At 40.9% G+C, this 16,435-nt stretch carries 15 protein-coding genes and 4 pseudogenes; 7 read left to right on the top strand and 12 right to left on the bottom strand.

Going from position 1 to position 16,435, the window contains the following annotated elements:
* Positions 1-67: 67 nt before the first annotated feature.
* The 8 genes and pseudogenes from AC1RYN_RS11155 to AC1RYN_RS11120 all read right to left on the bottom strand — a co-directional run bounded on the left by AC1RYN_RS11155 (position 68) and on the right by AC1RYN_RS11120 (position 6,909).
* A complete protein-coding gene (locus tag AC1RYN_RS11155) occupies positions 68-514 on the bottom strand; it encodes a hypothetical protein (RefSeq protein ID WP_481807021.1) in 447 nt (148 codons plus the stop codon).
* A 489-nt stretch (positions 515-1,003) separates the two neighbouring features.
* The gene (locus AC1RYN_RS11150; RefSeq protein ID WP_481807020.1) at positions 1,004-1,441 is read right to left on the bottom strand and encodes a hypothetical protein; all 438 of its coding nucleotides are present in this window, start codon (positions 1,439-1,441) and stop codon (positions 1,004-1,006) included.
* A gap of 11 nt (positions 1,442-1,452) precedes the next feature.
* Positions 1,453-2,078, bottom strand: a pseudogene (gene traK / locus AC1RYN_RS11145) (conjugative transposon protein TraK).
* 24 nt (positions 2,079-2,102) lie between these two features.
* Positions 2,103-3,098: pseudogene (gene traJ / locus AC1RYN_RS11140) on the bottom strand (conjugative transposon protein TraJ).
* A 2-nt stretch (positions 3,099-3,100) separates the two neighbouring features.
* Positions 3,101-3,715 (bottom strand): DUF4141 domain-containing protein, encoded by a 615-nt coding sequence (locus AC1RYN_RS11135; protein ID WP_372487774.1) that lies wholly within the window; start codon positions 3,713-3,715, stop codon positions 3,101-3,103.
* A gap of 45 nt (positions 3,716-3,760) precedes the next feature.
* Positions 3,761-6,262 carry a TraG family conjugative transposon ATPase gene (locus AC1RYN_RS11130; RefSeq protein WP_024564679.1) on the bottom strand — a complete coding sequence of 834 codons (2,502 nt, stop codon included), beginning with the start codon at positions 6,260-6,262 and terminating at the stop codon, positions 3,761-3,763.
* Positions 6,259-6,591, bottom strand: a complete 333-nt coding sequence (locus AC1RYN_RS11125) for a DUF4133 domain-containing protein (RefSeq protein WP_002979436.1) — start codon at positions 6,589-6,591, stop codon at positions 6,259-6,261. Before AC1RYN_RS11125 ends, AC1RYN_RS11130 begins: the two co-directional genes overlap by 4 nt.
* Positions 6,592-6,603: 12 nt before the next feature.
* Complete coding sequence (locus AC1RYN_RS11120) at positions 6,604-6,909, bottom strand: DUF4134 domain-containing protein (protein ID WP_002979435.1); 306 nt, start codon at positions 6,907-6,909, stop codon at positions 6,604-6,606.
* A gap of 204 nt (positions 6,910-7,113) precedes the next feature.
* Between AC1RYN_RS11120 and AC1RYN_RS11115 the strand changes: the two genes are divergently transcribed.
* From AC1RYN_RS11115 to AC1RYN_RS11100, 4 genes are read left to right on the top strand one after another with little or no spacing between them, the layout of a single operon-like run.
* On the top strand, positions 7,114-7,398 hold the full coding sequence (locus tag AC1RYN_RS11115) for a helix-turn-helix domain-containing protein (RefSeq protein WP_002979433.1): 285 nt from the start codon (positions 7,114-7,116) through the stop codon (positions 7,396-7,398).
* A 57-nt stretch (positions 7,399-7,455) separates the two neighbouring features.
* Positions 7,456-8,661 (top strand): SIR2 family protein, encoded by a 1,206-nt coding sequence (locus tag AC1RYN_RS11110; protein ID WP_002979432.1) that lies wholly within the window; start codon positions 7,456-7,458, stop codon positions 8,659-8,661.
* Positions 8,662-8,663: 2 nt separating this feature from the next.
* On the top strand, positions 8,664-9,386 hold the full coding sequence (locus tag AC1RYN_RS11105; protein WP_481807019.1) for a helicase HerA domain-containing protein: 723 nt from the start codon (positions 8,664-8,666) through the stop codon (positions 9,384-9,386).
* Between the two features lies 1 nt (position 9,387).
* Entirely contained in the window at positions 9,388-10,419 is a 1,032-nt protein-coding gene (locus AC1RYN_RS11100; protein ID WP_481807018.1) for an ATP-binding protein, read from the top strand.
* A gap of 37 nt (positions 10,420-10,456) precedes the next feature.
* Here the strand turns inward: AC1RYN_RS11100 and AC1RYN_RS11095 are convergent, their stop codons facing one another.
* The 4 genes from AC1RYN_RS11095 to AC1RYN_RS11080 form a co-directional block, all read right to left on the bottom strand.
* Positions 10,457-10,960, bottom strand: coding sequence for a conjugal transfer protein TraD (locus AC1RYN_RS11095; RefSeq protein ID WP_481807017.1), 504 nt, complete (start codon positions 10,958-10,960; stop codon positions 10,457-10,459).
* Between the two features lie 131 nt (positions 10,961-11,091).
* Positions 11,092-11,364 carry a DUF3408 domain-containing protein gene (locus tag AC1RYN_RS11090; protein WP_002979429.1) on the bottom strand — a complete coding sequence of 91 codons (273 nt, stop codon included), beginning with the start codon at positions 11,362-11,364 and terminating at the stop codon, positions 11,092-11,094.
* Positions 11,365-11,375: 11 nt separating this feature from the next.
* On the bottom strand, positions 11,376-11,813 hold the full coding sequence (locus tag AC1RYN_RS11085) for a DUF3408 domain-containing protein (protein ID WP_024564678.1): 438 nt from the start codon (positions 11,811-11,813) through the stop codon (positions 11,376-11,378).
* 5 nt (positions 11,814-11,818) lie between these two features.
* Positions 11,819-12,586: a ParA family protein gene (locus AC1RYN_RS11080; protein WP_002979427.1), complete on the bottom strand. Its 768-nt coding sequence runs from the start codon at positions 12,584-12,586 to the stop codon at positions 11,819-11,821.
* Positions 12,587-13,324: 738 nt separating this feature from the next.
* Here AC1RYN_RS11080 and mobA point away from each other — a divergent pair.
* The 3 genes and pseudogenes from mobA to AC1RYN_RS11065 form a co-directional block, all read left to right on the top strand.
* Positions 13,325-13,767, top strand: a pseudogene (gene mobA / locus AC1RYN_RS11075) (conjugal transfer protein MobA).
* Positions 13,764-15,053: a conjugal transfer protein MobB gene (gene mobB / locus AC1RYN_RS11070; protein WP_024564676.1), complete on the top strand. Its 1,290-nt coding sequence runs from the start codon at positions 13,764-13,766 to the stop codon at positions 15,051-15,053. Before mobA ends, mobB begins: the two are co-directional and overlap by 4 nt.
* 101 nt (positions 15,054-15,154) lie before the next feature.
* Positions 15,155-16,372, top strand: a pseudogene (locus tag AC1RYN_RS11065) (YWFCY domain-containing protein); the annotation flags it as partial.
* Between the last annotated feature and the right edge of the window lie 63 nt (positions 16,373-16,435).

Below are 16,435 nucleotides of genomic sequence, written 5' to 3'. Positions count from 1 at the left end.
ATTTGTCCCCGTTGTTCCTGTTGCCGTACCGTTTGCAGGTGCATTTTCTGCGGAGCTTGCAGGCGTATTAGCAGGAGATCTTCGCTGCCATTTGATACGATTTTTCCATTAATGCAAGCTGGTCATCTACGGTTGTTGGTTTCGGTACATTTTGCTCCGCTGATTGCTCTTTGAGTTCGTCCAACTGTCTGCGGAGTTCCATTGTTTCCGAATTGTCGTCCTGATAGAAAGACCCCAATGTACTTTGCATATTGCGGTAGCTGTTCAATGCAGGATTGCCCCCGTTTCTCCCTGAACTTCGACCGCCATTACCATAGCCGTAGCTTTCTTCCTCCTGGGCAAATTCGTCTATCGGTTCTTCCTTATCGTCCGTGTTCCAATAATCTGAAAGTGTTGCTAAAGCATTGCGTTTCTCTTGCTCCTTTTGTTCCAGCATTTCAAGCTCGTAAGCCTTGCCCTTATTGTCGGGCATTCCTGCTCCCGTAGCTTGCGGAACGGCATCGTTCAGACCCAAATATTTTCGATTTCCTTTTTGTCTTCCGACGGTTTAAATATCAAATACATACAGCCCACGAAAACAATACCCATTAAGCCAAAAATGAATGGCTTTTTCAATTTCTCGGTATTGTTCTTTTTTTCTTCGGGCAGATTTGATGCTCCGTTTTGGTCGTCCCCCTCAACGAGAAAACTGACCTTTTTTTAAATTGTTCTTTCAGTAAATTTGATTTTTTAAAAATTGTTTTTAATGTGTCTGCAATCTTGCAGGGCTTTGGTCTGTTTCAGGACAGGGTTTTCGATATGGTCGATGTGCATATCGTTTTTTGACTGGCTTGTATCGTACCACACTTTTTGCAACAACCCCTACGGTCAGTAGCAGGTAGCCCACAAACAGGTATAGCGTGTATTGGTGCTGTTTGCGAACGGGCATTGTCCTCCAATTTTCGTCCAGCCTGTCAAAAAACCTGTCGATATTTTCCCTTAATTTTTTCATACTCTTATTATTTCAGGTTCTCATTTTAAACCCTCTTTTTCGGGGAGAAAACTGTTGTTTAGGTGTATCAAGGACTTTGGAAAGGGCTTCCTTTGCGGTCGGAACCGACCCCGTTGTAAGGTTGGTCAGTTCCGATTTTTTCATTGAATGCCCGTAACGGTCTTTCCTTTCAATTTCCAAACTCTGTACATCGAATTTGCCGTCTTCATACCGTACACGCATATAGCAATCAGTATAGGGTTTGTCATCTCCGTTCCATTCGAGATATGTTTTTAGCGAAATGCTATCAGCATACAGCGGTTTGTCCGTACCGTTCTTACAAGCCTCCAAAAACCTGTTGATACTTTCTTTGACTTTGCCCGGATAATCAGCTTCCGTATGGAAATATCCGTCATAACCTTTGTCAGTCAATGTTTTTGCGAATGTGTCTAAATCAAGTAGCTTATCCATATCCGTAAATTTTAGCGTTCAATGACTTCGATATCCCGATTTTCAACCACCGCAAACTTTTCGATATTAAATCCCTGTGGGTTATTATCCGACCTTACGGAGTTTACGAGATAGCAGGAGGTAATCAGGTTACGGCGTGTTACGTTACTCGACCGTATGATAAATTGCTTCGCATACGTCCGCACCGAATAGGGATAGTTGTCGAAGTTGCGCACGACACTATCGACCTCAATGCGTTGCTGAACATTCCCCGATATGATACGGGAGTAATAACCTTTCTCCGATAAGTCTTTGTAATAGTCAAAGGCTGATTTGTCGGCAAGGTTGAATGCCCTTGCCATATTGCTCTCGATAGCATTCTTATCAGGTGCAAGCGTAAAAAACAGTTCGTGAAATCTCCGGAACCTGCTTCCCTTGCTTCCACAGGTCTGTTAATGCTTGCATCTTGTGATAAGGCAAGCATCAAAGATTTGCCGTTGTCCAGCACATAGATTTTTTGGCGTTGCTCGTTGGCGAAGCTGTACGATTTCCACACGGCAAATCCTACCACGCCAATACAGAGAACGGCAAACACTATCGCATACAGACGTATCTGACGGAAGCTGTTTTCAATATTTCTAAGCGTTTTAAATTCCATTGTTAAATGATTATTCGTTTTACATTATTTTTTAAGCAATTGCCCTCCGATATTTCCGGCAGCAGAACCAGCTCCGGCACTTGCGACATTTCCGGCTTTCATAGCAGCTTGGTTTACATTTCGGGTAAAGTTTCCAGCACCACCAGCCTGAATTACCCAGCCTGTTACGGTCGGTACAGTGAAGTACCCACGATGCCGATAATCATAAAGATGATGTACACGGTATTACCCGTATCGGGTATGTAGGTCGGGTCAGCCAACATCTGTATATCCTTTTCGATAATCAGGGATTGGATTTTAGCAAGCATTGAGCTGAACAGGTCGGCGACGGGCAACCACAGGTAAACGCTCACATACCTTGTGAGCCACTGCGTGAGCGTACTCTGAAAGCCGTCCCACACGGAAATAGCAAAGGCTATTGGTCCGAGTATGGACAGGACTATCAGGAAGAATGTTCGTATCGTATCGACGACCAATGCAGCAGCCTGAAACGGCACTTTCCAGCAGGTTGCGAAACCAATTCTTAATGGCTTGTTCGGTTTGGTAGGCAAACCTGTCCATATACATACCTGACATAGTAATCAGGTCGCCCGGCGACCAGCCCAATTCTTCGAGCTTTGCGTCGAACTCCTCATTATCTACGAGATATGCCGTTTCAGGATTGCGGAGCATCGCTTCCCGTTCGAGCAGGTCTTTTTTCTGTTGCAACTCGTTCAGGTCAAGCACCTGATTTTCGAGAATAGCGTGTGTACCCTGTACCACCGGACTTAGTACCGCATTGATTGTTCCCAACACGATTGTCGGAAAGAACATAATACAGATACCCAAAGCGAACGGACGGAGCAAAGGGTACATATCTATGGGTTCGGCTCTACTCAATGCCTGCCATACTTTTATGGCGACATAGAACAAAGCACCCAAGCCGGCTACGCCCTTAGCCACTGCCGCCATATCGGCGGACAGTGGGAGCATCTCATCATACAATGAGCGTAGGACTTCGTGCAGATTTTGAAATTCCATAACTACCAATATTTTTGGTTAGGAGTTCCGTACAAGTCAAGCACTCGTTTGGTATTATTCTGTTTCTTTGCTCTCAGGATACTGACAGAGATATTCTTATTCGTGTAGTATCTGACAAGGCTGTGGTATTCTTTGACCTCCTTATACACACGGTCGATAATGTCCATTCGCTCCTTGTCATTTAGTGACAAGCCTGTGGAGGTTACAATCTGTTTCAGTTCCTTTAGCAACTCGGTACTTTCATTCAGCAAAGCCGAGTAACCATTTGAGATTGCGGTCAGTTCCTGTGCGGAGAAATTCGGGTCGTTCATCATTTTGCCGAAGTTTTGCACATACATTTCCGATACATCGCCCACCAGCAAAACAGTCTGTTGCACCTTACGGGCATCTTTCACAAGGTTGTTTACGGCTTTGAGCTTGTCGTAATATTCCTTACCTTGTTCGTACACTTTCTTGACCTCGTTAAAGTTCTTGACTACGTTACTCACGGTCGAAGAAGTCTGTACGATTTCGTTCGCCGAGTTGAGAATACCTGATGCTAAATTTGCAGGGTCAGTTACCACAAATTGAGCTTTCGCACTTGGGGCAACGGCAAGCATTAATGCCGTGATTGCCATTAAAAACATCTTTTTCATTGTCTTAAAATTTTTGATTGTTAATTACTATTGATTTGCATTGTCACGCCTTTGCATAGCGATATGCTTAATGGCGAGTTCTACGTTACCGTCCAATTCGGAAGCGAGTTGCATCACTTCCATTTTTTCGGTTTCCTCCGTCGTGTAAGCCAAATATTCTTCGAGGCTTACTTCCGTTGCGTACACTGCCGAGTGTGTTCCGCCCAATCCTATCCAAACTTCCTTGTACAAGCGACTGGCATCGTTGTTCATATTGATAGATAGTACCTGTCCTTTCTCTTTGTCCGTAAGTCCGAGCATCGCCTGTATGTCATCGAACTTGTTCATATATTTCCTTTGGTCTAAGAGAATTTTGCAATCGCTGTTGTTGATGATACTTTCCTTTACAATGGGCGACTGGATTATATCATCGACCTCCTGCGTGACGACTATGGCTTCTCCGAAAAATTTGCGGACTGTCTTAAACAAATACTTGATGTATTCCGCCATTCCCTCTTTCGCAATCGCCTTCCACGCTTCCTCAATCAGTATCAGCTTGCGAATACCTTTCAGCCTCCGCATCTTGTTGATGAACACCTCCATAATGATGATGGTCACAATGGGAAACAGGATTTTGTGGTCTTTAATCGCATCAATTTCAAACACGATAAATCGCTTGGATAACAGGTCTAATTGCTTGTCGGAGTTCAACAAATAATCATACTCTCCGCCACGATAGTAAGGCTCTAAAACGTTCAGGAAATTGGCAATATCAAAGTCTTTTTCCCTGACTTGTTTTTCCTCTAAAACCTTGCGGTAATCGCCTTTTACATACTCGTAGAAACCATTAAATGACGGGTAGGTATCGTCTTGTTTGATACGTTCGATGTAACCCGAAACGGCATTGGAAAGTGCCACTTCTTCAGACCTTGTAGGCGGTTCATCGTCCCGTTTCCAAAGCGTGAGTATCAAAGTTTTGATACTTTCCCTTTTCTCAATATCAAACACACCGTCGTCGGTGTAGAAAGGATTAAAGGCAATCGGATTATCCTCGGTATAAGTGAAGTAAACACCGTCTTCGCCTTTGGTTTTTCCTTTAATCAGTTCACACAATCCCTGATAAGAGTTACCCGTATCTACCAGCAGAACGTGAGCACCTTGCTCGAAATACTGCCTTACCATATGATTGGTAAAAAAAGATTTTCCCGAACCTGACGGACCAAGAATGAACTTGTTCCGGTTCGTGATAATTCCCCTTTTCATTGGTAAATCGGAAATATCCAAATGGATTGGCTTTCCGGTCAAACGGTCAGCCATTTTTATCCCGAACGGAGAGGGCGAATTGTGGTAGTTGGTTTCTTCCGTGAAGAAACATAGAGCAGGCTCAATAAACGTGTAAAAACTTTCTTCCGCAGGAAAGTCCCCGGCATTACCAGCCATTCCAGCCCAATACAAGGTTGCCACGTCCGTAGTATTGTGGCGAGGCTTACATTCCATTAGTGCCAATGCACTACCGCAATCGTTTTTCAACTGTTTGAGTTCCGCAGGGTCTTCCGACCAAGCCATAATATTAAAGTGTGCTCTAACAGAAGAAAGACCGAACGAATGTGCTTCGTTCAGGTATTTTTCAATCCACTCTTTGTTAATTTGGTTGGCACGGCTGTACCTTGCCAAAGAGTGCATATTACGGGCAGACTTCTCAAACCGTTGTAGGTTGTCCTCGCTGTTATCCAAGAATATGTATTGATTGTAAATGTGGTTACAGCTCAACAACAATCCTACGGGAGCAGCAAAGGACAGACGGCAGTCGCTCCGGTCAGTGGATAGCTTTTCGTATCGGGTATCAGCCGAAACGGTTGCAGGCAAGTCGTCAGTATCGGACAGCGTGTGCAAGGACAATCTTTTGTTCCCTACACGGACTTCTTCAGCACCTAAGCCAATATCCTGCATTGGTGTTCCGGCTTCTCTCGAAAGCGTGAGGTATTGTTCCAGCAATCCCTGTTGCTCGTCCGTTCCGGTTATATCATCTTCTGTCAAACGTCGCAGGGTTATAAAACCGCTATCGTTCACGATACGCTCAAACTGTGCGACCGCTTCCATAAATCGGTGTATTGCTTCCTTATTGATTTCCTTTGGAATAAGCGTACCCTTGCAAAGCGATGAAAAGTTACTTTGCATACGCATTCTGTTTTTGGACGTCTTCGTCAGGAACAGATAGCAATAATGGTTCAGGAACGGTCGTTCGTTGAAATGGCGTTGATACGACTTTGATAAAAAACTTTGGTCTTCCTGTGCCAAATCGGGAGCATAGCTCTCTTTGATATACCAATCCTGTTTGTGGATTACCGTAAAATCGGGCAAGGTCTTGATTGCCTTATGCCAAGCCGAATGAATGGCTTCATACTCGGCAGAGGCTACGGTAAACAGTTCCGGCAACCGCACCTCAAAGCAGGCGGTAATGTCTGCATCTTTGGATAAGATACAGTTGTTCTCTACTGCCAGCAAAGGGAATTTATTCTCCAATGTGGCTGTCTTGGCTACATTTCTCATACGGCTTTAGGTTTAGGAGTGAATTTTAAATACCTGCGTACAGGCTTGCGGCAAATGATGAAGCGAGGGTGTCGTTTTCTTGCACCTACTTTCATCAATCCGTGTTCGCCGTATTTTTTGTTCAGCGAGAATGTTTGCCACACAATGAGCGAAGCACCGCCAGCTCCGAGGAACAGGCAGACGTAATTACTTACGCCAGCCATATACAGTATCATCACGAAGATGAGCGTACCCAACAGACCACCAGCGAAGATGAAAAGATACTGTGCCTTTAAGCCCCTGAACTCAACCGTCCTGCCAATGCCTTTGTTAATGTTGTAACTATTCATAAGGCAGAGGATTTACAGGAAGAATGAACGTAGGATTGTAGCCGCCACAATCAGGAAGATACAAGCACCAAACCAGCTTGCTGCCGTCTTACTCGTATCAGGGTCGCCCGAACTAAATTTGTTATACACTTTCACGCCCCCGATTAACCCGACGACCGCCCCAATCGCATAAATCAATTGGGTAGCTGGGTCAAAGTAGGACGTTACCATTTGGGTAGCTTCGTTGATACCTGCCGACCCGTTTCCCTGTGCGAACGCACCAATTCCTGACAGCATCGCCACGGCTGCCAGCAAAACTTTTTTTCTCTGTTTTTCCATTTTTGAAAAAGATTAATTTGTTACTGTTATCCCGTACCTTACGGGCTTACGGCACAAATGTCTAATGGAAATGGAGGCGGTCTTTTAAAGTGGCAGTCAAAGGAAGTGTTTGGCGTTCAATGGCATAATGTTGGCTTAAATTATCTACTCATTAAAAGTATTTTTGTAAATTTGAACTTTTTAGACAAGTCGTAAAAAATCAAAATGGCATTTGGAAAACATATAAAAGAATTGAGAGAAAGTAAGGGGTTGTTCCTAAGAGAGGTTGGGGCAGCTTTAGAATTGGATAATGCTTTTATCAGTAAGGTAGAAAATGAGGAAAGATTATTACCAAGAAAGCATTTAGAAAATCTTGCTGAATTTCTGAACGTACCATTAGATGAATTATTGATTTTGTGGTTATCTGATAAAATAAAAAGTCTTATTGACGATAAAGAAATAGGAAAACAGGCTTTGAAAATAGTATTAAATCAATTGAAACATAGTTAAGGCAGTGCCTTGAAAACTTCTTATAAACACGAGTTTTAATAAACAAAATATGAGTGTATGAATTATATTTTACTCAACAATAACAGTTCTGTTGCTTATGATGATAGTGATGCTGCCGATGTCAAAGTGTATATCGACGGTAAACTTCACGATTTCAAAGAAAGCACTGAAAACAGGATAGATTATGCTATTGCAACAAAGAGGAACAAGTATTCTCAAACTTTAAATAATCAGTTTGAAAATTTATTACTCCTCACAGGGGCTGGCTCGTCCATTGGTTGGGGCAAGGATGAAAAATTAGGTAAGTCGATGGCTAATTTATGGGATGATGCGGAAGCCCTTTTGACTACTGATGTTTTTAACAAGTTGCTTGAAACGATTGGCTATGAAGAGAAATGGGAAGATGGTACAATCGTGAAAAATTTAGAAAAAGTTCTTTCTATGGCTACCCCTGCTATTCCTTATGTACCTAAAGGCGATATTGACATAGAAGATTGTGTAAACAAGATTAAAGATTTTATCAAAGATGCTTGTCAATTGAGTTTACCTGATAATTCACCTCATACGCTTTTACTAAATAAAATAACCAAACGAAAGGTTACGCTACCACGATTTAAATTGTTCACATTGAACTACGATATGATGTTTGAACAGGCGGCTTGTGAAAGCAATTTTGTGGTTATTGATGGCTTTTCATTTTCTCAACCAAGAATATTTAGCGGACGTAATTATGATTATGATATTGTTTCTCGAAATCAAAGCAGGGTAAAAGAGGAAGATAATTTCATTCAAAAGGTTTTTCACTTGTATAAGTTACACGGTTCTGTAAATTGGGAAAAAGAAGACAACAAAATTATACAGAAAGAAAACCCTGACAACCCATTGATGATTTACCCGCATCAGTCTAAATACGAAAGTTCTTATGAACAGCCGTATTTCGAGATGATGTCGAGGTTCCAATCTAATCTCCGAAAGGATAATGTTTTTCTCATAACGATAGGGTTCAGCTTCGGAGATAAACATATAGTTACTGCTATTATCGAAGCTCTTGAACAAAATCCAAGTTTCCAATTAATGATTATCAATCGTGGAATAGATGAAACTAATGAAAATCTGAAGCCATTTATTGATGCTTCAAAGAAATATTCCAATTTAAGTATTGTATCAGAAACCTTTGAAGATTTCGCCAAAAATTATCCTGACTTAAAATCTTATAATCAGGAAGATACAAGACAAATAGTAATTAACATTCCTAACTCCTAACTATGAGTAATAGTCCTTTTAATCACAGCCACTTTCTTGGGTACATAAATTTTGTATCCCCTGCTTTTGTCAAAGTGCATTTTCCTTCATCAGTTTTGATGAAAACATTTGTGCATCACGCAGAAGTGTTGCGGGGTGGTCTTGTTGGCAATTATATTGTTATTGAGGGAGAAGACAAGGGGTTTTTAGGAAAAATGTTGGAAATATCGTTGCCCGAGAAAGAACGATTAGAATTAAGCGAAAGAACCTTTTCAACTAAGGCATTTCATCCGGTTGGCAGAATTGAGATTTTGCTATCATTTGACTTATTTAACCCCAATAAAATAGAAAAAGGCATAAACAGTTTACCACTTATTGGCTCTAAGGTATTCATTTGTTCTTCAGAATTTTTATCTACTCATTTCAAAACTTTCGGTATAAAACCAGAAAATATTGAGCATTCTCCGACATTTAGAATGGGTAATTTGATTTATGATAAAAATGTTCCCGTAGATATTTCATTGCAAGCAATCTTCAGTAGGCATTGTGCTGTGGTGGGTACAACGGGTGGTGGAAAAAGTTATACAATTAGTAAATTTATCGAGGGTGTTATTGAAACTGGCGCAAAGGCTATTATTTTAGACCCAACAGGAGAATATTCCACGTTTGATGCACATCCGAAAGTCGCACATTCCGTGCTTATTTCAGAAGCTCACTTTTCCTTATCAAAATTTAACTATAAATGACTTGTTTGTCCTGTTCAGACCATCAGGACAAGTACAACAGCCTGTTTTGTTGGAAGCGATAAAATCTTTGAAAGTTGCTCACTGTTTAATGAGTAATATTCCCAATAATGGACATCTTAATGATGGAACAAATGACAATTTCACTTTTAGAGGGCAGCAAGTTGTGATAAACAATGGATTGATTGTAAAACAGGGAAATTTTACTGCCGCATATAATAATGCTTACTTTACTTACAAGGCGATAGTAGAAGATTTTTCAATAAATAATTTTGGTATAAACCTACTTCATAGACAAATTGGAAACGAATGTTTTCAAATATTTAATGACCGTTGGGCAACAAATAGGGATGAAAGAAATTATGGAAATGCAACCAGCCTAATAATGCGTGTCAATAATGTCATATCTGACAATGATTATGCAGGAATGTTTGGATTTAATGCACCAACAACCAACAACTTGATAACGAAGATTAATGAGTTTTTAGACAATCCTGATTTAAACGTATTGAGAATTGGGTTTGAAAACGTCCCATATAATTTTCAGGTACGAGAAATTTTAGCAAACTCATTGGGAAGATATTTATTAAACAAAGCAAGAACCAATGCCTTTAGAGAAAACCCTTTAATACTTTTTGTTGATGAAGCACATCAGTTCTTGAATAAAAAAGTTAAAGATGAATATTTTGAAAGTACAGAGTTAAATGCTTTTGACAATATAGCTAAGGAAAGCCGAAAATATGGATTATTCCTCTGTTTATCGACACAGATGCCAAGAGATATTCCTGTGGGAACATTAAGTCAGATGGGAACATTTATTACTCATAGACTGATAAACTACCAAGATAAAGAAGCGATAGCAAGTGCTTGTTCAACAGCTAATAAAGAAACACTTTCATTTCTGCCGTCTTTGGGGTCTGGAGAAGCCATTGTAATGGGTGTTGATTTTCCAATGCCTATATCTGTCAAAGTGGATTTGCCTACAATTACACCAAAGTTTGACACTCCAAAATTCGTAAAGGCAACCGGAGGTTAAAAGATATTCCCTTGTTTTCTAAAAGACAAAGGGAAGTCTATATAAACTCCCCAATGTCAAAATCACTTAAATCACTTTTCCGCAAATTGGAAGAATTGTCTTTGGTATCAGTTGTAAGAGTGCTATCCAAAAGCTCGGCAATCTTTAGGGAAGCTCCCTCCATTGAACTTTCCAGCAGAGCAAATAATTCGGTTCCTTGTAATCTTTGAACTATATCAATCGCTGTTTCCTTTTGGGCTGGCTCTAATTTTTCTTTCTGAAGCAAGACCCCCACGTTGTTTAGTTCCTGAAAGGTAACCCCTTGGGCAAAACCGTCATCGCCTACGGAAGCTCTATACCTGTTCAATTCTACCTCCTCCGTCAAATCAGGTACATTTCTGAATACTTCGTCCAATTCTTCCTGCGGAATTTGAATATTGACTTCTTCGTATTTGTCATATTCGATGACCAAATTAGCAGGGTTAATCTCCGGTTCTGCAATTTGGCTCTCATTGGCAGTGTTTGGCACTGATTGGCTTCTTACGGGCTTAGGTTGTCCCATAATATCGGGTAGTTTCGGATTGACTTTTTCCTGCGTAGGTTTCTGTTTCAATTTCCTTTTAATGATAATCTTGTCCTGTACAAGCAGGACAATAATTACCAACAGACATATTACGATTATCGTTTCCATAGCTAAAAAAGAGGTTTGAATTTTTTGTTATACTCCTTGATAATTTCTTCGGAAAACAATTCAAAATGATGTTCCAATATATTATCCAAAATGGCGTACAATGGGATTTCGCTCTTACCGATTACCTTTACAATGTGTGTTAGCTTTTCGTGGTATTCGGGACTTACATAAATAGCTTTATCGCCTCTACCTTTCATTTTACTTCTTTTTAGAAATTTAGCACTATAAGTTTTGCCTGTCTTCTTTGCTCCGGCTGTTTTTTTATTCGTTTCCATATCTCTACTAATTAAATGGGTTTATATTTTTCGTTATAACTTTTGGTAATCTGTTCGGCAAATTCCTGAAAATGGTAATCCAGCAAATTGTCTAAATAAGCATAAATGGTTATTTTGTCTTCGCCAATTACCTGTATTATGCGTGTCAGCTTTTCGTGAAATTCAGGACGGATATAAACCGTTTTCCCGTCACGGGCATTGGTTTCCGATTTCCTGAAAAAGATACTTTCGTAATCGGCATCGGAACTTCGTTTGCTTCGGCTTCTTTCCCTGATAACGGGTTTCTCCCGTGGCAGTTCCTTTGGCTTTTCGGCTTCCGTTTCGGGTGCTTCGCTCGGAGGTTCTTGCAATGGCTGTAAACCCTCTTTCTTTACGCCATCAACCATAAGGTTCATCATAAATTCCTCGTTAATGTCGGGAGTAACCTTTTTCTTGTTTTCTTTTTCCATAGTGCCTATAATTGAATGATTTTTAAAAATTCGCTCATAAACTCGTCCAATTGACAGGTTTTCATCAGTCGTTCATCGGGAGGCATCAGCGTTGAGCGGAAAACGGCTTTGCTGTTTACTTCACTTTCTTTGCGAAAGCGTGTGCTGTTCTTGACTTGGCTCTGCATCAGGCTTAAACCTAATTGGTCTATAAGTTTGTTATAGACCTCATACAATGGGGTGCTTTCCCTGCCGTCCACTTGGTTCCAAAACAGGTTAATGGTTTCTATCGAGGTTTCGCCCTTTTTCATAATCACGTCCTTTAATAGCTGTGTGAAAACGAGGGTACTCTCCATTACAACACGGTCTGCCGTGATAGGCGTAAAAATGTGGTGCATTCCTGCCAACGCTTTCAGAATACCCGGCGTATTTACAGTTCCCGGCAGGTCGAAGAACACGGCATCAACAGGAACGGCTGAAGCGTTTACAAATTCGTGTGCCGCTTCCAACACGCTATCCGCTTTGTGCTGTATAATCGGATAGGCTTTTTTGTTGATTGTGGTAAATTGTTTGTAAGCCAGCTTTTTCAAAGCCTCGTTTTCCATTACCATAGATAAATCACGTTCTTTCATTTTCATCAGGCTGTGCTGTGGAAAATCCGCATCAAATACGGCTACGTTGTAGCCCAACCGATAATGCAGGATACTCGCTGCAAGAGTTGTAAATGTACTCTTACCGACACCGCCTTTTTGAGAAGAAAAGGCGATAAATACTGTTTTGTGTTTTGCATTCATATTTCAACTGTTTTAATTATTTACATACTTAATTACCTATGTGCGTAGGTGCTTATATCCGTAGTCAGATACCTATGTGGCTCTGCAAATAGATAGGTAGCTCTGTACCGATATACTTGGGTAGCTACGCACCTATGCAACAAGCTATCTATGTACCTGAATACATACCTATATCGGTATGCGGGTAAGTAGGTTTGTACGGGCAGACCTACTTACTTATGTACCTGCATTTGTCCGTACAGGACTGCATAGGCAGGTATCTGAATAGGTACTTTTCTATGTACCTGTTTACTCATTTACCTATCTCGGTATTGAGGTACTTATGTTGTTACCTGCATAGCTATCTACGCACTTATATCCTTTTGTTGGTACAAAGGAAAAGAGATAAACAAGCAGTTTTATTTATGTGGCAGTGTTTGGCGTTCATTGGCAGTGTTTGGCACTCTGTTACAGTACAATCCTTTCAGAAAGAGGGCTTTACTTTGTAAAAAGAATTTTATTAACGGATTTATGCAAAATCGAATAGACAAATTGGACTTTTACAGCGACGGCTTCGAGCCGTTTTTCCCTGTTAAAATCAATCCGACCGTAGGGAGGATTTTTGTGTTCAACAGAACACGGCAAGTTGTGTTTTGAGCATCTCGAAAACTTTTCGGATGCTCAAAACCACTTGCCCTTGCAGGAGCAGAAAACGTCCTCCGAAGTCGGCGTTTTTGTGTGAATTAAAATGGCTTAGTGATGAATGAGAACAGCAAAAAACAGTTAAAAAAGACGGGGCGACCGCTTAAAAACGACCCTGCGAAAATCCGCTACACGATTTCTTTTAACGAGGAGGAACACGCCCGTTTTCTTGCCCTCTTTGATAAATCGGGTATGCAGATAAGGCACATTTTATAACGTCTTGCATCTTCAATAAGACGATAAAATCGGTACATATTGACAAAGGAACAGTTGATTTCTATATGCGACTGACTTCGTTTCACAGTCAATTCCGCTCTATCGGGGTAAACTATAATCAGATTGTAAAGCTATTGTACAAGAGTTTTTCCGAGAAAAAGGCATCGGCATACCTGTACAAGTTGGAAAAACAGACGGCAGAAATGGTCGAATTGTTCAAAAAAGTTGTGGAGATAACCGAGGAATTTAACCAAAAACACCTCAAAAAACAGCCTGAAAAATGATAGCGAAAATCGGAAGAAGTGCAAATTTATACGGAGCATTGGCGTACAATAATCTCAAAGTTGAAAAGGAAAACGGACAAATTCTGTTTACCAATAAGATTATTGAAACGTCAGACGGGCAATATTCCGTTGCACAATTAGCCCAATCTTTTGCCCCTTATCTGTTGGCAAACCAAAATACGGAGAAACATACCTTGCATATTTCACTCAATCCCGACCCAAAAGATAAGGTCAGCGATGATACTTACAGGGAAATGGCACAGCAGTATATGAAAGAATTAGGCTATGGCGACCAGCCTTTTGTCGTATTCAAACACACCGATATTGACCGCTCTCACATTCATATCGTATCGGTTTGCGTGGACGAAAACGGCAAAAAAATCCCTGATAAGTTTGAGAAAGTACGGTCGATGAATATTTGCCGAGAACTCGAAAAGCAATACAATCTCATACCAGCTACGGACAAGGAACGCCAGCATAACGACAAGATTTTTAAACCTGTGGATTATAAAGCAGGCGACATAAAAAGTCAGATTGCTTCGGTAGTACGACATTTGCCGAACTACTATCAATTTCAGACTTTGGGAGAATACAATGCTTTGCTATCCCTGTTCAATATTACCACCGAGAAAATCGAGGGCGAATTGCAGGGAAAAATGCGAAAAGGTTTATTGTATATTCCATTAAATGAAAAGGGCGAAAGAGCCGGACACCCGTTTAAGGCTTCCCTGTTCGGAAAGAATGCTGGACTGCCAGCATTGGAATTGCATTTTGCGAAATGCAAAACAGCTTTGAAAGACCACCCGACCCAGCAGACTTTAAAAGCAGCCGTTACCATTGCCCTGCAATCTACGGCTGATGAATTGAGCTTTAAAAAGCAGTTGGGCGAACAAGGTATTAATGTAGTGGTTCGCAGGAACGACACAGGACGTATTTACGGTATCACATTCATCGACCACAATTCCAAAACCGTTTGGAATGGCTCACGATTAGCAAAGGAACTTTCAGCCAATACCTTTAATGATTATTGGAACAACAACATTAAACCGGACATTAAAGAACTGGACGAGCCAAAAGAAAAGAAATCCACATCAAATGATGCGGATCTTCCTGCGGAAGAACTGCATCATTTGTTCGACTTAAACATTCCCGATAAAAAAGACGACGGCTTGATTGAAGCCTTTGGCGGTTTGCTTATCCCTGAAGCACAGGGCGAGGACTACGAAGAACAGGACTTTGCTAATAAAATGAAGAAAAAGCGGAAACGCAAGAGAGGTCTGCAATAACATTTAGCCAAACACCGCCACCCACTGCCATTGACTGCCACATTCTTATAGCCACTCTTTTGAGCCTTTAAATTCACGCCCGAACATTTAAAACTTTAGAAATGCAGGGAGAAGACGATTTAAGAGGCTTAGCCAAGATTATGGCTTTTATGCGAGCCGTAAGCATCATTATAGTATTGATGCACTTGTATTGGTTTTGCTACGGGTTCTTTATACACCGTGGCTGGACATTGGAAATCATCAATAAGATTTTAGGGAATTTCAACCGAACAGCAGGACTGTTTGAACACACCTTATATACCAAAGTCTTTGCTTTGGTATTGTTGGCTTTAAGCTGTTTGGGTACAAAGGGCGTTAAGGACGAAAAGATTACTTGGGGCAAAATTTATGTGGCTTTGGGTATCGGTTTCGTCCTTTTCTTTTTGAATTTCCCATTGCTAAAGCTACCACTAAACACCGCCACATTTCTCTATATCCTGACGACGGGTTTAGGTTATATCGCTTTAATGGTTGCAGGGGTTTGGATGAGCCGTTTGCTCCGTAGCAATTTAATGGACGACGTTTTCAACAACGAAAATGAGAGCTTTCAGCAGGAAACCAAGTTAATGCAGAATGATTACTCTGTTAATCTGCCTACAAAGTTTTACTACAAAAACAAATGGAATGACGGTTGGATAAACATTGTAAACCCATTTCGGGCAACGATTGTGCTGGGAACCCCTGGCTCCGGAAAATCGTATGCAATCGTAAATAATTATATAAAGCAACAGATTGAGAAAGGCTTCTCAATGTACATCTACGATTTTAAGTTTGACGACCTGTCCACGATTGCCTACAATCACTTATTAAAGAACAGGCATAAATACAAAGTACCGCCAAAATTTTACGTGATAAATTTTGACGACCCACGCAAGAGCCACCGTTGCAATCCGCTCAATCCCGAATTTATGACGGACATATCAGATGCCTACGAAGCGGCATATACGATAATGTTAAACCTGAACAAAAGCTGGATACAGAAACAAGGGGATTTCTTCGTGGAAAGCCCAATTATTCTATTGGCAGCCATTATTTGGTATCTGAAAATTTATGACAATGGTAAGTATTGTTCCTTTCCCCACGCCATAGAATTACTAAATAAAAGATATGCAGACGTATTTACAATTTTGACTTCTTATCCCGAATTGGAAAACTATTTATCGCCCTTTATGGATGCTTGGCAAGGCGGAGCACAAGACCAATTACAGGGGCAGATAGCTTCCGCTAAAATTCCATTGTCAAGAATGATTAGTCCGCAACTGTATTGGGTTATGACAGGTGCTGCCTCCCTACAACAGGACACGTATTAACCTTAACACGTACCAATCAGTGGGGCCAAAAAA

The sequence above is a fragment of the Flavobacterium sp. TC780 genome, assembly GCF_056783245.1.
The sequence above is the reverse complement of the archived record's forward strand: the minus strand, read 5'-3'. Positions and strand labels throughout refer to the sequence as shown.

Bases quoted from the DNA above. Each gene is read 5' to 3' on its own strand.
- AC1RYN_RS11150 (WP_481807020.1), bottom strand. From the start codon at position 1,441: ATGGATAAGCTACTTGATTTAGACACATTCGCAAAAACATTGACTGAC.
- AC1RYN_RS11135 (WP_372487774.1), bottom strand. From the start codon at position 3,715: ATGGCAATCACGGCATTAATGCTTGCCGTTGCCCCAAGTGCGAAAGCT.
- AC1RYN_RS11130 (WP_024564679.1), bottom strand. From the start codon at position 6,262: ATGAGAAATGTAGCCAAGACAGCCACATTGGAGAATAAATTCCCTTTG.
- AC1RYN_RS11125 (WP_002979436.1), bottom strand. From the start codon at position 6,591: ATGAATAGTTACAACATTAACAAAGGCATTGGCAGGACGGTTGAGTTC.
- AC1RYN_RS11120 (WP_002979435.1), bottom strand. From the start codon at position 6,909: ATGGAAAAACAGAGAAAAAAAGTTTTGCTGGCAGCCGTGGCGATGCTG.
- AC1RYN_RS11115 (WP_002979433.1), top strand. From the start codon at position 7,114: ATGGCATTTGGAAAACATATAAAAGAATTGAGAGAAAGTAAGGGGTTG.
- AC1RYN_RS11110 (WP_002979432.1), top strand. From the start codon at position 7,456: ATGAATTATATTTTACTCAACAATAACAGTTCTGTTGCTTATGATGAT.
- AC1RYN_RS11105 (WP_481807019.1), top strand. From the start codon at position 8,664: ATGAGTAATAGTCCTTTTAATCACAGCCACTTTCTTGGGTACATAAAT.
- AC1RYN_RS11095 (WP_481807017.1), bottom strand. From the start codon at position 10,960: ATGGGACAACCTAAGCCCGTAAGAAGCCAATCAGTGCCAAACACTGCC.
- AC1RYN_RS11090 (WP_002979429.1), bottom strand. From the start codon at position 11,364: ATGGAAACGAATAAAAAAACAGCCGGAGCAAAGAAGACAGGCAAAACT.
- AC1RYN_RS11085 (WP_024564678.1), bottom strand. From the start codon at position 11,813: ATGGAAAAAGAAAACAAGAAAAAGGTTACTCCCGACATTAACGAGGAA.
- AC1RYN_RS11080 (WP_002979427.1), bottom strand. From the start codon at position 12,586: ATGAATGCAAAACACAAAACAGTATTTATCGCCTTTTCTTCTCAAAAA.
- mobB (WP_024564676.1), top strand. From the start codon at position 13,764: ATGATAGCGAAAATCGGAAGAAGTGCAAATTTATACGGAGCATTGGCG.